The 13,472-nt window shown below is 75.4% G+C and carries 10 protein-coding genes and 1 tRNA gene; 8 read left to right on the plus strand and 3 right to left on the minus strand.

Annotation, left to right across the window (positions count from 1 at the left end):
- Nucleotides 1-38 precede the first annotated feature (38 nt).
- The 3 genes from BJP59_RS05555 to BJP59_RS05565 all read right to left on the minus strand — a co-directional run bounded on the left by BJP59_RS05555 (nucleotide 39) and on the right by BJP59_RS05565 (nucleotide 2,530).
- Nucleotides 39-1,256, minus strand: a complete 1,218-nt coding sequence (locus BJP59_RS05555; protein WP_021482025.1) for a toxic anion resistance protein — start codon at nucleotides 1,254-1,256, stop codon at nucleotides 39-41.
- Nucleotides 1,257-1,583: 327 nt separating this feature from the next.
- The gene (locus BJP59_RS05560; protein ID WP_194522431.1) at nucleotides 1,584-2,309 is read right to left on the minus strand and encodes a hypothetical protein; all 726 of its coding nucleotides are present in this window, start codon (nucleotides 2,307-2,309) and stop codon (nucleotides 1,584-1,586) included.
- Nucleotides 2,310-2,454: 145 nt separating this feature from the next.
- A tRNA-Arg gene (locus BJP59_RS05565) sits at nucleotides 2,455-2,530 on the minus strand.
- Nucleotides 2,531-2,662: 132 nt separating this feature from the next.
- Between BJP59_RS05565 and BJP59_RS05570 the strand changes: the two genes are divergently transcribed.
- The 8 genes from BJP59_RS05570 to BJP59_RS05605 all read left to right on the plus strand — a co-directional run bounded on the left by BJP59_RS05570 (nucleotide 2,663) and on the right by BJP59_RS05605 (nucleotide 13,453).
- Nucleotides 2,663-4,345, plus strand: a complete 1,683-nt coding sequence (locus BJP59_RS05570; RefSeq protein ID WP_194522432.1) for a GTPase — start codon at nucleotides 2,663-2,665, stop codon at nucleotides 4,343-4,345.
- Nucleotides 4,342-5,928, plus strand: a complete 1,587-nt coding sequence (locus BJP59_RS05575; RefSeq protein ID WP_194522433.1) for an ABC transporter — start codon at nucleotides 4,342-4,344, stop codon at nucleotides 5,926-5,928. Before BJP59_RS05570 ends, BJP59_RS05575 begins: the two co-directional genes overlap by 4 nt.
- A gap of 44 nt (nucleotides 5,929-5,972) precedes the next feature.
- Nucleotides 5,973-6,653, plus strand: a complete 681-nt coding sequence (locus BJP59_RS05580) for a single-stranded DNA-binding protein (protein WP_194522434.1) — start codon at nucleotides 5,973-5,975, stop codon at nucleotides 6,651-6,653.
- 135 nt (nucleotides 6,654-6,788) lie between these two features.
- Nucleotides 6,789-8,471 (plus strand): energy-dependent translational throttle protein EttA, encoded by a 1,683-nt coding sequence (ettA, locus tag BJP59_RS05585; protein ID WP_021483138.1) that lies wholly within the window; start codon nucleotides 6,789-6,791, stop codon nucleotides 8,469-8,471.
- Nucleotides 8,472-8,612: 141 nt separating this feature from the next.
- Entirely contained in the window at nucleotides 8,613-8,759 is a 147-nt protein-coding gene (locus BJP59_RS05590; protein ID WP_157446645.1) for a hypothetical protein, read from the plus strand.
- A 143-nt stretch (nucleotides 8,760-8,902) separates the two neighbouring features.
- On the plus strand, nucleotides 8,903-11,017 hold the full coding sequence (locus BJP59_RS05595; protein ID WP_194522435.1) for a dynamin family protein: 2,115 nt from the start codon (nucleotides 8,903-8,905) through the stop codon (nucleotides 11,015-11,017).
- The gene (locus BJP59_RS05600) at nucleotides 11,014-12,768 is read left to right on the plus strand and encodes a GTPase (RefSeq protein ID WP_194522436.1); all 1,755 of its coding nucleotides are present in this window, start codon (nucleotides 11,014-11,016) and stop codon (nucleotides 12,766-12,768) included. The genes BJP59_RS05595 and BJP59_RS05600 overlap by 4 nt, the downstream gene beginning before the upstream one ends.
- A gap of 187 nt (nucleotides 12,769-12,955) precedes the next feature.
- Complete coding sequence (locus tag BJP59_RS05605) at nucleotides 12,956-13,453, plus strand: acyl-CoA thioesterase (RefSeq protein WP_194522437.1); 498 nt, start codon at nucleotides 12,956-12,958, stop codon at nucleotides 13,451-13,453.
- Nucleotides 13,454-13,472: the final 19 nt, after the last annotated feature.

Genomic DNA, 13,472 nt, shown 5'->3' on the forward strand with positions numbered 1-13,472 from the left:
ATCTGTGGTGCGGGGAGGGGTGGTCGGGGGACGGCGCGTCACAGCCGGCCGATGTCGAGCGAGCCGCTGCCCGCCTGCGACTGGTCGGAGCGGCGCGCGCGGTCCAGGTACTCGTTCGCCTTCGTCGTCTCGGTCTCCAGGACGCCGATCGTCTGCGCCATGGAGTCGAGCGCCTGCGTCTTGAACGTCGAGATCGAGTCGAGCGTCGCGTAGATGTTCGCGAACGCCTGCTGGAGCTGCGGGAGGCCGACGGTCGCGCTCGCGGCCTGCTGCTGGATGCTGGCCGACTGGTCCGCCAGCATCTTCGAGGTCGACGCGATCATGTTCGACGTCGTCGTGTTGAGCGCCGTGATCTGGTCGAGCACGAGCTTCTGGTTCGCGAGCGCCTGCGCCACGATGACGGCGGTGCGCAGCGCCGAGATCGTCGTCGTCGTCGCGCGGTCGACGCCCTTGATGAGCTCGAGGTTGTTCTTCATGATGATGTCCATCGCGAGGTAGCCCTGGATGGACACCGCGAGCTGCGTGAGCAGGTCCTGGTGCTTCTGGCGCACGTAGAACAGCACGTCCTCGCGCAGCGCCTGGGCCCGCTCCGGGTCGCTCGCCTCGATCTCCGCGATCTTCGTGGACAGCTCGGTGTCGAGGCGCTCGGCGATGAAGATGTACTGGTTGAGCCGCGCCATCGTGTCCCAGAGGTTCTGCTTCTCCAGGTTGAGCGCCGCGTTGTCCTTGCGGAGCTCGTCCTGACCGTTGTAGAGCGACTGGACGATCGCGTTGAGCTGCTTCTGCGAGCTCTCGTAGCGGCGGAAGTAGTCCTGGAGCTTCCCGCCGAACGGGATGAGGCCCAGGAACTTCTTGCCGACGCTCGCCTCGCTCGGGTCGAGGTCCTCCACGGTGCGGCGCAGCTCGAGCAGCGACTTGCTCACCTTCGAGCTGTCGGACACGCCGCCCTCGCGCAGCTCCTTGACCGGCATCTCCAGCATGCGATTGGAGACGTCGGCCGCGGCGCGGATGTCCTTGTCGCCCATCTTGCGGACGTCGTCCGCCTTCGCGCCGAACTCGGGGGAGCGGGTGTCCGTGGTCAGGAGCTGGTCGAGGTAGGACGACACCTTCGACTCGAGACCCGGGATGGCCGCCTCGTCGATGCGCGGCGCGAGCGCCGGTGCCTGGGTCGCCGCGACGGGCTTGACGGGCTCCGGGGCGCTGAGCGTGAGCGTCTCCGTCGGGGCGGGGGGCTGGAGCGGTGCTGCCTCGGTCATGTCGGTCCTTCGCTCGTGCGTGCCGTCGGACGCCGTCGGTGGCGGGTGGAGGACGCCCTCGCGGGCTCCCCCTCGACCCGGGCGAACCGGGTGGAACCGGCCTGCGCCGGTCGGGCGAGTATATCTACGACCGGTGGCCGGATCTTTACCCTTTCCGGGGATCGGGAGGGTGAGAACTCCCCATGTCAGACCAACGTCCGGGCCGCCGGCGAGTTCCGCCGTCGGCTCGCGCGGGCACGGTCCGGGGACGCCCGGCTGTGCCGGACGTGAGCGGGACTCGGACGGCTGACGAGGCCTGGTCGCGGCCTACCTGCGCCCGTCGGTCGCTCAGGGCCGGCGATCTGGTCCTTGCGCTCCGTCGACGGCACGAGGCTCCCGCTCCTGCCGGTCGGACGTGAAGGCCTCGATCACGAGCTCCGCCCCGCGCACGTTCTCCTCGGGCACGTGCTCGTCGTAGAACCAGGTGCGGCCCTCACCGTCGGGGGTGAGCGCGACGGTCACCGCCTCCGCGAACGCCTCCCGCGCTGGACGGAGGGTCGGCCGCTCGCGGTCGAGCTCGACGACGACGAGGTCCCGGAGGTCGTCCTCCGAGAGGCCCAGCAGCGCGTCGAGCACGTGCCCGAGCTCGTGCCGCACCGTGGTGCGGACGTGCTGCTCGAGGAGCTCCCCATCGACGGCGTCGCCGTCGTCACCGTAGGCGGCGACGTCCTCGACGAGCCAGACCCGCGGCGCCTCCCCGGGCCGCACGATCGCGTCGGCGAAGCCCCACCACCCGACGCCGCCCGGGACGAACCGCCACCGCACGTCGCACACCGGCAGCCCGCGCGCCCCGAGCCGCTCGATCTCCTCCCACGCGATCGCGTTGACGACTCCCGGGACGTCGTCGGGCACGCACGACGTCCCGGGCGTCACGGGGGAGTAGGCGGCGAAGCGCGGGGACGGGGCGGTCGCGGGCAGGTCGGCGCTCGCGGTCGAGCCGACGAGCGTGGCCGGGACGGCCAGGAGGAGGGCAGCGCAGAGCGCGCGACGGCGAGCGTGCCCCCAGCGACTCACGTACCGGAGAGAGGGACGTGCGCCGGTCCTGATACCCGGGTGAGGAAGAGAGCTGCCTCGGGCGGTACGAGCGTGTGGGGACCGTCGCGCCGCAGGCGCTTCCAGGCTCGCCCGGGCGTGACGCGCGTCGCGCGGGGGTCGCGCGTGGTGCCCCGAGCAGGACTCGAACCTGCAACCTACGGATTAGAAGGCCGTTGCTCTATCCATTGAGCTATCGAGGCGCGCGCCCATCGTAGTGGGAGCCGGGCGTGCTCGGGAGGTGGGGCCGCGGTGGTGGAGCCGCAGGTCGGGTGGTCGTGCGTCGTCCGGCGCGTGCGTTTGGCGGGGCCCTCGACAGCGGTCACTATGAACCAGTGAGAACCCCAGACGCCGCCACGAGCGACGCGAGCGCCACCTCGGCCGGCCGGTCGCCGGGCTCGTGGCGCCCCGCTCAGGCGACCGAGGAGCTCGGTGTCACGGTCTTCGACGTCGCGCGCGACCTGCGCCGCGACGTGGCGGACGTGCGCCTCCCGCTCGCGATCGACGGCGCGACCGAGGCCGACGCCTCGCGCCGCCGTCTGCTGACCCAGCTCGACGAGCACCTGCTGCCGCGGCTGCGGGAGCTGTCGTCGCCCGCGATCGTGGTCATCGCGGGGTCGACGGGGGCGGGCAAGTCGACGCTGTACAACTCGCTGCTCGGCGAGGAGGTGTCGCAGGCCGGGGTGCTTCGGCCCACGACGCGCGAGCCGGTGCTCGCGTTCAACCCGCTCGACGCGGACGTCATCGTCGAGGGCCCGGTGACCCGCGTGGCGCGTGTGATCGACCACGACGGCGTGCCGCGCGGCACGGGCCTGCTCGACGCCCCGGACCTCGACTCGCTGCTGTCGGAGAACCGCGACACGGCCAGCCTGCTCCTCGAGGCGGCGGACCTGTGGCTGTTCGTCACGACGGCGTCGCGCTACGGCGACGCGCTGCCGTGGCAGGCGCTGTCGCGCGCGAAGGAGCGCGGCGCGAGCGTCGCGATGGTCCTCAACCGCGTTCCGCGCGAGACGCTCACGACGATCCGCGGCGACCTGCTCCAGCGGCTGCGCGACCACGGCATGGACGGCGTGCCGCTGTTCGTCGTGCCCGACGTCGGCCCGCACGAGGGTCTGCTCGACCGCTCGGTCGTCGCGCCGGTCGCGCGCTGGCTGACGATGCTCGCGGGCCCGGACCGCTCCCGCGCGGTGATCGTGCGCACGCTCAAGGGGTCGCTCGCGGCCCTGCCCGACTGGGTCACCGGCGTCTCGGACGCGGTGGAGGAGCAGGTCGAGGCCGCGGCGGACCTGCGCTCCGCCGTCGAGCGGGCGCTGCCGCCGGTGCAGGACGCCGTGCGCCGCACCGCGCTGGACGGCGCCGTCGCGCACGGGTCGCTCGAGGCGCGCTGGGCCCAGGTGACGGGTGCCGGGCGCGTCGACCGCGTCAAGGTGCGGGGCGGCGTCGTGCGGTCGTCGCGCCGCCGGGGCCGCGCGCGCGACCTGGTGCTCGCCCCGCTGCTCGACGAGACGCGCGACGCGGCGCGCCGCACGCTCGCCGCAGACGGGGTGCTCGCGTACGAGGCGCTGCGGGCGGCGCTCGACGGCGACCGCCCGCTGCCCGGCGGGGCCGACGTCCTGCCCGCCGAGGACGCCGCCGCCGCGCGCCGGGAGGCGTCGGCGACGACCCAGGTGCAGCAGTGGGCGACGCGCGCCGAGCACGTGGTGGCCGCGCTCGGGGCGCCGTCGGCGTCGGAGGCGGGCCGTGCCGCGGTGAAGGCGTTCGGGGAGACGGGCGTCGCGGCGCTGCTCCTCGCCGGCGCGGCAGGGAACGACGACGCCGCCCGGCTCGTGCGGACCGTGCTCGCCGACGAGGGCGACGAGGCGGTCGCCGCGCTGCGCGACGACCTCGCCGACCGGGCCGCGACCATGGTCGAGCGGGAGGCGGAGCCCGTCCTCACGACGCTCGCCGACCCCGCGCTCGCCGCGGACGCCGCCGTCGGCCTGCGCCTACGACTCGCCGAGCTGAGGAGGCTCATGTGACGTCCCACGACGCCCAGCTGCGCGCCCGGGTCGACGACCTCGCGCGCGCGGTGGACCTCGCGGGCGACCGCCTCGACCCCGCCGTCGCGGCACAGGTGCGCGACGCGATCGGCGGCGTGCGCGAACGTCTCGCGCTCGGCGTCGACCACACCGTCGTCGCGCTCGCGGGCGGCACCGGGTCGGGCAAGTCGAGCCTCTTCAACCGGGTGTCGCGCCTCGACTTCGCGGACGTCGGGGTCAAGCGGCCCACGACGGCCCGGGTCACGGCGTGCTCGTGGAGCGACGCCGCGACGGCGCTGCTCGACTGGCTCGACGTCGACCCCGAGCGTCGTATCACGCGCGACGGCGAGCTCGACGCCGAGGACGAGTCGGCGCTCGGCGGCCTCGTCCTGCTCGACCTCCCGGACCACGACTCGATCGAGCCCGCCCACCGCGCCGTCGTGGACCGGGTGCTGCCGCTCGTCGACCTGCTCGTGTGGGTCGTCGATCCGCAGAAGTACGCCGACGACGCGCTGCACTCGGGCTACCTGCAGAAGTCGACGGGGCTCGAGGGCTCCATGGTCGTCGCGCTCAACCAGATCGACACCGTCCCCGAGGCGCGCCGCGCGTCGCTCGTCGAGGACATGGACCGCCTCCTGCAGGAGGACGGGCTCGACGGCGTCTACGTCACCACCGTCTCCGCGCGCACCGGCGAGGGCCTGGACGAGCTGCGGTCGCTGCTCGAGCAGGCGGTCGCGCGACGCAGCGTCGCCGCGAGCCGCGTCGCGGGCGAGCTCGACCGCGCCGGGGCGCTCCTCCTGGAGCAGCTCCCGGGCGACGTCCCGTGGACGATGAGCACGGCCGTCGAGGAGGAGGTCGACGCGCTCGCCGACGCGACGGGCCTCGCCGCGGTCGCGGGCCAGGTCGGCGCGGCCGTGCGCAACGGGTACGGGCGGCCCGAGTTCTCGCCGCCGCAGCCCGACGCCGTCGCCCTGTCGCGCTCGCGCTGGCTCGCGCGCGCCGGGCGCTCGCTGCGGTCCGGCTGGCAGAAGGCCCTCGACGAGGCCGTCGCGCCGTCTCCGCGCGTCGCCGAGGCGACGCGGTCCGCGCTCGCGAAGATCCCCCTCGACACGCGCGGGCCGTCGTCCTCGCGCCCCACGCGGCGCGCGGCCTGGTCGGCGCTCGCGGTCGGGGTCGTGGCGGGGGTCCTGGCGGTGCTCGGGTCGCTGCGCGTGCTCGACCTCGGGCGCACGCTCGTCACGGTGTGCGCGGTCGTGGCGGCGGTCGCCGTCCTGGGCGCCGTGGTCGCGTTCCTCGTCGCGCTCCAGGTGCGGCGCACGCTCGCCCGACGCCGGGAGCAGCAGGTCCTCGCCTCCGGGCGGGGCGCGATCGAGCGCGTCGTGCAGGACGCGATGGGCCGGCCCACCCAGGAGCTCCTCGACCTGCACCGGCAGGTGCGCGAGCTGGCGCAGTCCGCGCGGGACAAGACCCCCGCCGCACCGCTCACCGGGGCGCTACGGCTACCCCCAGGCATGGACGGCGCAGGCTCGTCCACAGGCGAGGGCCCGACGCCGGACGCCCCCGCCGCTCCCACCGCACCCTGAGGCGGTGGCCGGGACCAGCCCGGCCGTCGACCTCAGGAGGAACCATGCCCGGTGACGTCACGGTCACGCTGTCCGGCTTCGTCGCGACCACGCCCACGCTGTTCCGCTCGCAGTCGGGCAACGACTTCACGAGCTTCCGGATCGCCCAGACCCGGCGCTACCTCGACCGCGAGCGTGGCGAGTGGGTCGACGGGCGCACGCTGTGGTTCACGGTCAAGGCGTGGAAGAACACCGCGCGCAACGTCGCGCTCTCGCTCCACAAGGGCGACCCGGTCGTCGTCACGGGCCGGCTCTCGCTCGACGAGTGGGACGGCCCGGACGGCCCGCGCACGAGCCTCGTCGTCGAGGCGACGGCGCTCGGCCCGGACCTCACGCTCGGCGAGGCGCGGTTCACGCGCACGGTGCACCGCCGCGACGACGACGCCACGCGCCGCACCGAGGGTGGCCCCGCCGACGTGGCCGACGGCGACCCGCCCGCCCCGGCCGGCACGCTCGACCCGACCGGCGGGCCTGACGCCGCAGGCGGGGGCGACGCGGGCGCGGGCTCGGGCGCCGGCGGCGGTGAGCTCGATCCGGGTGATCCCGTGCGCGAGGAGCCCCCGGCCGACGACCCCTGGGCGACGGCGGACGTCGCGGCGGCGCTGGGCGGGGAGCCCGACGCGTCGGGCGCCCGTGCGCCGCGTGCTCGCACCGCCCGGAAGGGGAGCGCGACGGCGGCCGCCTGAGCCGTGGGACGGGGCGGCGTCGTGACCTTCGACCGGTCGCGGCGCCGTCGGGCGCGTCCCGGCGGCCCGACCGCGTAGGCTGAGTGGTCGACGAATCCCGTACCTCTCCCGACCGAAACGGTGGAACGACAGGCTGTGGCTGAGTTCATCTACTCCATGTACAAGGCGCGCAAGGCGCACGGAGACAAGGTCATCCTCGACGACGTCTCCCTGAACTTCCTGCCCGGCGCCAAGATCGGCGTCGTGGGCCCCAACGGCGCCGGGAAGTCCACGATCCTCAAGATCATGGCCGGCCTGGACACGCCGTCGAACGGTGAGGCGCGGCTCTCCCCGGGGTACAGCGTCGGCATCCTGCTCCAGGAGCCGCCGCTCAACGAGGAGAAGACGGTGCTCGGCAACGTCCAGGAGGCCGTGGCCGACATCCTCGCCAAGAAGCAGCGCTTCGACGAGATCTCCGCGCTCATGGCGGAGCCCGACGCGGACTTCGACGCGCTCCTCGCCGAGATGGGCACGCTCCAGGAGGCGATCGACGCCGCCGACGCGTGGGATCTCGACTCGCAGCTCGAGCAGGCGATGGACGCGCTGCGCTGCCCGCCGCCGGACGCCGACGTGTCGGTGCTCTCCGGTGGTGAGCGACGCCGCGTCGCGCTGTGCAAGCTCCTGCTCGAGAAGCCGGACCTGCTGCTGCTCGACGAGCCCACGAACCACCTGGACGCCGAGTCCGTGCTCTGGCTCGAGCAGCACCTCGCGACGTACCCGGGCGCGATCCTCGCCGTCACGCACGACCGCTACTTCCTCGACCACGTCGCGGAGTGGATCTGCGAGGTCGACCGCGGGCGCCTCTACCCGTACGAGGGCAACTACTCGACGTACCTGGAGAAGAAGCAGGAGCGTCTGCAGGTCCAGGGCAAGAAGGACGCCAAGCTCGCCAAGCGCCTGAAGGACGAGCTCGAGTGGGTCCGCTCGAACGCGAAGGGCCGCCAGACCAAGTCGAAGGCGCGTCTCGCCCGCTACGAGGAGATGGCTGCTGAGGCCGAGCGCACGAGGAAGCTCGACTTCGAGGAGATCCAGATCCCGCCGGGCCCGCGCCTGGGCAACCTGGTCCTCGAGGCGTCGAACCTCCAGAAGGGCTTCGACGGCCGCCAGCTCATCGACGGCCTCAGCTTCACGCTGCCGCGCAACGGCATCGTCGGCGTCATCGGCCCGAACGGCGTCGGCAAGACGACGCTGTTCAAGACGATCGTCGGGCTCGAGCCGCTGGACGGCGGCGAGCTCAAGGTCGGCGAGACCGTGTCGATCTCCTACGTCGACCAGTCGCGCGGCGGCATCGACCCGAAGAAGACGCTGTGGGAGGTCGTGTCCGACGGCCTCGACTTCATCAAGGTCGGCAACGTCGAGATCCCGTCGCGCGCGTACGTCGCGTCGTTCGGGTTCAAGGGCCCGGACCAGCAGAAGCCCGCGGGCGTCCTGTCCGGTGGTGAGCGCAACCGCCTCAACCTCGCGCTGACGCTCAAGCAGGGCGGCAACCTCCTGCTGCTCGACGAGCCGACGAACGACCTCGACGTCGAGACCCTGGGCTCGCTCGAGAACGCGCTGCTCGAGTTCCCCGGCTGCGCCGTCGTGGTGTCCCACGACCGGTGGTTCCTCGACCGCGTGGCGACCCACATCCTCGCGTACGAGGGCACCGAGGAGAACCCGGCGAGCTGGTACTGGTTCGAGGGCAACTTCGCCTCCTACGAGGAGAACAAGGTGGAGCGTCTCGGCGCGGAGGCGGCCCGTCCGCACCGCGTGACGTACCGCAAGCTCACGCGCGACTGACCACCGTCGTCGCACGGCTCGGCCACGACGCCGGGCGGGACCCGTTCCCGCCCGGCGTCGGCGCGTCCGGGCCCGTCCTGGCCGCCGCCCGAGGAGGTGCTGGGGCGTCACCCTCTGCCGCGCGACGTCGAGCCCGACGCCGTGACCTCCTACCTCGCCGCGCTGACCGGCTACTTCCTCAAGTCCTCGCTCGACCCGGCGCCGCCGGGCATCCCGCACCTGCGCGCGTTCCAGCGGGCGCAGGCCGAGGTCGGGGTCGCGTGGCTCCGGCACCGCCTGGGGGAGTGACCCTCCGCGAGACCGGCTCGTGCGGTCGCGGTCGACCCTCGCAGGGGCGGTCTCGACCCTTGCGCGTCGATGTCGGGGGGTGCGGGGACGGTCCTCTCGTGTCCCATCGGGCCTGGCCAGCGGCATTCCGGCAGACTGACGGGATGACGGCCAGCGGTGACTCCGGAGACGACGCGGTCCGTCCGGACGCGCCGACCCCCGACGGCACGCGCCCCGACGGCACGCGCCCCGACGGCACGCGCCCCGACGGACCGCGCGCCGGCGGGGTCGCGGCGAGCGCCTCGGCGACCACGGGGCTCGTCGAAGCGCTGGAGATCCTGCGGGGGCGGCTCGCCGCCACGCGGCTCCCGCTCGACCTGCCCGGCGCGGCGCTCGCGCGCGAGGACCTCGGCCTCGCGGTCCACCAGCTCGACGACTACCTGCTGCCCCGGCTGCGCTCGCACGCGGCGCCGCTGCTCGTCGTCGTCGGCGGGTCGACCGGAGCGGGGAAGTCGACGCTCGTGAACTCGCTCCTCGGCGAGCACGTCTCGGCACCCGGCGTGCTGCGCCCGACGACACGGGCTCCCGTCCTCGTCCACCACCCGCTCGACGAGCGCTGGTTCTCGACCGACCGCGTGCTGCCCGGGCTCGCGCGCGTGAGCGAGCACGGCACCCGGTCCGCCGCCCCCGGCACCCCGACCGGCACCCAGACCGGTCCCGGTACCGGGACCAGGCCCGGCGAGCCCGCCACGCCGCCCGACCCGACGCGCACGCTGCGCCTCGTGGCGAGCGACGCGCTGCCGCAGGGCCTCGCGCTCGTGGACGCGCCCGACGTCGACTCCGTGGAGACGGCGAACCGCGAGCTCGCCGCGCAGCTCCTCGCCGCGGCCGACCTGTGGCTGTTCGTCACGACGGCCGCCCGCTACGCCGACGCCGTCCCGTGGGACCTCCTGCACCGTGCCGCCGAGCGCCGCGCGCAGGTGGCGATGGTCCTCGACCGGGTCGACCCGGGCACCGAGGCCGTGGCGGACGACCTGCGCCGGATGATGGACGAGAACGGCCTCGACGCCGCGACGCTCTTCGTCGTGGGGGAGTCCGAGCTCGTCGACGGCTTCCTCCCCGAGCGGGCGGTCGCCGCGGTGGCGTCGTGGCTGTCCGCGCTCGGGGCGGACGGCGACGAGCGGGACCGCGTCGCGACCGCGACGCGCGACGGGGTCGTGGACGACCTCGTGCGCCGGTCGGTCCTCGTGGCGGGTGCGGCCGACGCGCAGGCGGCGTCGGACGCGCGCCTGCGCGGCGTCGTCGAGCGCGCGTACGACGAGGCGGCGACGACCGTGGACGCGGCGACGAGCGACGGGGCGCTGCTGCGCGGCGAGGTGCTCGCGCGCTGGCAGGACTTCGTGGGCACGAGCGAGCTGTTCCGCTCCGTCGAGCAGGGCGTCGGCCGGGTCCGCGACGCGCTCGCGGCGTTCTTCCGCGGGCGTCCGGCGCAGGCGCCGCAGGTCGAGCAGGCGATCGCGCACGGCCTGGAGGCGGTGGTCCTGGACGCGACGGACGTCGCGGCCGAGCGCGCCTACGGCGGGTGGCGCGCGGACCCCGCGGGGTCGGCCCTGCTCGACGGCCTCGACCTCGCGCGGTCGTCCGCGGGCGTGCGGGCGCGCGTCGCGGAGGAGATCCGGGGCTGGCAGTCCGACGTGCTCGACCTCGTGCGCGAGCAGGGCGCGGGCAAGCGCGGCGCCGCGCGGGCGTTGTCCTTCGGCATCAACGGGCTGGGGCTGAGCCTCATGGTCGTCGTGTTCGCCTCGACCGGCGGTCTGACGGGCGCCGAGGTCGGGATCGCGGGCGGGACGGCGATCCTCGCGCAGAAGCTCCTGGAGGCCGTGTTCGGCGACGACGCCGTACGGCGTCTGACGCGGACCGCGCGCGAGCGGCTCGCGGAGCGGGTGCGCGTGGTGCTCGACGACGAGGCCCTGCGCTACACCGCGCAGCTCGACGCGCTCGGGACGGCCGACGCCGACGAGACCGCCCGCTCGGTCCTCGAGGCGGCGCGCGCGGTCGAGGCCGCGGCGCGGGTCGAGCGGTCCGCACGCCCTGCCGTCGCGGCCGGTGCGGACGGCGGCCGGACCGCCGTGGGCCGGCACGCCGCGCGCCTCCTGCGCGGCGCGGGGTGGACCCCGCCGCCTCCGGACGAGCCCGCGGTCGCGCCGGGGGACGAGGCGGCCGAGCCGGCCCGGCGACCCGGGTTCTGGCGCCGCCTGCTGGGGGGTGAGCAGGCATGACGATCGACCTCGCGGCGCGCACGACCGCGCTGGAGACCGCCGTGCGCGCGGGGGAGGGGCGCGTCGACGCCGACCTGCTCGCCGACGCGCGGACCGTCGTCGCCCGCGCGCGCGAGCGGGCCGGGCTCTCGGCCGACCACACCGTCGTCGCGCTCGCGGGCGCGACCGGCTCCGGCAAGTCGTCGGTGTTCAACGCGCTCGCGGGCACCGAGCTCGCGACGGTCGGGGTGCAGCGGCCCACGACGTCCCACCCGCTCGCCGCGGTGTGGGGCGCGTCGGGACCCGCCGCGGGCCCGGCGGGACCGGCCGCCCTCCTCGACTGGCTCGAGGTGCGGCGGCGGCACGAGATGGGCACCCCGCTCACGTCCGGCGACCCGGGCGACGCGCGCGCGGGCGGCGGCCTGCGCGCGCTCCTGCGCGGGCGCCGCGCGGGTGAGCTGACGAGCGGCCTCGTGCTGCTCGACCTGCCCGACCACGACTCGGTCGTCGTCGAGCACCGCGTGCGCGCGGAACGCCTCGTCGAGCGGGCAGACCTGCTCGTGTGGGTCGTCGACCCGCAGAAGTACGCGGACGCCGCGCTGCACGAGCGCTACCTGCGTCCGCTCGCGGGGCACGGGTCGGTCGTCGTCCTCGTGCTCAACCAGGTGGACCGGCTCACGCCCGCCGACGCCGACGCCTGCCTCGCCGACCTGCGCCGGCTCGCGGCCGAGGACGGGCTCGCCGACGCGCGCGTGCTCGGTGTCTCGGCCCGCACCGGCCAGGGCCTGGACGAGCTGCGGGGGCTGCTCGCGGACGCCGCGGCCCGGCGTCGCGCGTCGAACGACCGGCTCGCGGCCGACGTGCGCGCGGTCGCGCGCCGCGTCGCCGCGGCGTGCGGGGAGCCCGTCCCGGAGCGCGCGGCGCGCCGCGCACGCGACGGCCTCGTCGACGCCCTGGAGGCCGCGGCGGGCGTCCCGACGGTCGTCGCCGCCGTGCGCGGCTCGGCCGTGCGGGACGCGCGCGCCGCGACGGGCTGGCCCGTGACGCGCTGGGTCGGCCGGTTCCGGCCCGACCCGCTGCGCCGCATCGGGCTGCGCACCGGCCCTGCGCCGGGCTCGGCGCGCGCGCGGGCGGCGAAGGAGCTGGGCACGGCCGAGACCGCGAGCCGGCCCGAGCTCGCACGGACCTCGCTCCCGGCGGTCGGCGCCGCGCTGCGGGCCGGCGCCCAGACGGCGGTGCGCGACTACGCGGCCGAGGCCACCGCGGGCGTGCCGGACGACTGGGCGCTCGCCGTGCGCCGTCGGGCGGCCGAGGGTGCGGCGGACCTCGCCGACGCGCTCGACCAGGCCGTCGCGGGGACCGAGCTCGAGGCGGCCCGCCGTCCGGTGTGGTGGCGCGTCGTCGGCGCGTTCCAGTGGCTCGTGCTCGCGGCGCTCGTCGTGGGCCTGCTGTGGCTCGCCGCGCTGTGGGGGTTCACGTACCTGCGCCTGCCCGAGCCGCCGACGCCGGTCCTCACGCTCGGCGGCCCGGGCGCCCCGGAGCTGCCGTGGCCGACGCTGCTCGCGCTCGGCGGGATCGTCGTGGGTGTGCTCGTCGCGCTCGTGTCCCGCGCCGCGGCCGCGGTGGGCGGACGACGGCGGGCGGCGCGCGCCCGACGGCGGCTGCGCGACGCCGTCGGCCAGGTGGCCGACCGACTCGTGCGGCTCCCCGTGGGCGAGGAGCTCTCCGCGCTCGCGAGCTGCCGCGCCGCGGCCCTCGTCGCCGCGTCCTGACCGTCCGACCTCCAGTCGCCGAGCACGAGGTTGCTGTCGTCCTGGGCGCCAGGACGACGGCAACCTCGTGCTCGGCGCGGAGGAGCCTCGTGGTCGGCGGGCCGGTGGAGAATGGACCCGGTCCGGTGACCGGGGCACCTGTCCCGCCGGTCGCGCCGGGCCGCACCGTCGAGCGAGAGGACCCTCCATGACCCGTCTGCACGTCCCCGTCTCCCTGCGGTGGTCGGACCTCGACGCGTACGCGCACGTCAACAACGTCGAGATGTTCCGCCTGCTGGAGGACGCCCGCATCACCGCGTTCTGGACCCACCCGGACGCGGGCGAGGACGCCTGGCCGACGGCCGTCCTGGAGACCGGCCCGCACGCGACGAGCCACACGCTCGTCGCCCGGCAGGAGATCGAGTACCTGCGCCCGCTCGGCTTCACGCGCACGCCCGTCCGCGTCGAGCTGTGGATCGGGCACCTCGGCGGGGCCAGCCTCGAGGTCTGCTACGAGGTGCACGACGGCGCCGCGCGCTTCGAGCGCACCGGCCCCACCTCGGGCGGCGCCCCGTACGCGAAGGCCGCGACGACGATCGTCGTGGTCGACGCCGCGACGGGCTCGCCCCGACGCATCAGCGACGCCGAGCGCGCGGCGTGGGAGCCGTTCGTCGAGGAGCCGGTGACGTTCCGCCGGCGCCGCTGAGCCCTCGGAGCGGCGGCGT

Source organism: Cellulosimicrobium sp. JZ28 (assembly GCF_015327065.1).
In the GTDB taxonomy this organism is placed as follows: Bacteria; Actinomycetota; Actinomycetes; order Actinomycetales; family Cellulomonadaceae; genus Cellulosimicrobium; species Cellulosimicrobium funkei.

Excerpts from the sequence above, each read along its gene's own strand:
- BJP59_RS05600 (WP_194522436.1), top strand. The coding sequence starts at position 11,014 with ATGACGATCGACCTCGCGGCGCGCACGACCGCGCTGGAGACCGCCGTG.
- BJP59_RS05605 (WP_194522437.1), top strand. The coding sequence starts at position 12,956 with ATGACCCGTCTGCACGTCCCCGTCTCCCTGCGGTGGTCGGACCTCGAC.
- BJP59_RS05555 (WP_021482025.1), bottom strand. The coding sequence starts at position 1,256 with ATGACCGAGGCAGCACCGCTCCAGCCCCCCGCCCCGACGGAGACGCTC.
- BJP59_RS05580 (WP_194522434.1), top strand. The coding sequence starts at position 5,973 with ATGCCCGGTGACGTCACGGTCACGCTGTCCGGCTTCGTCGCGACCACG.
- BJP59_RS05595 (WP_194522435.1), top strand. The coding sequence starts at position 8,903 with ATGACGGCCAGCGGTGACTCCGGAGACGACGCGGTCCGTCCGGACGCG.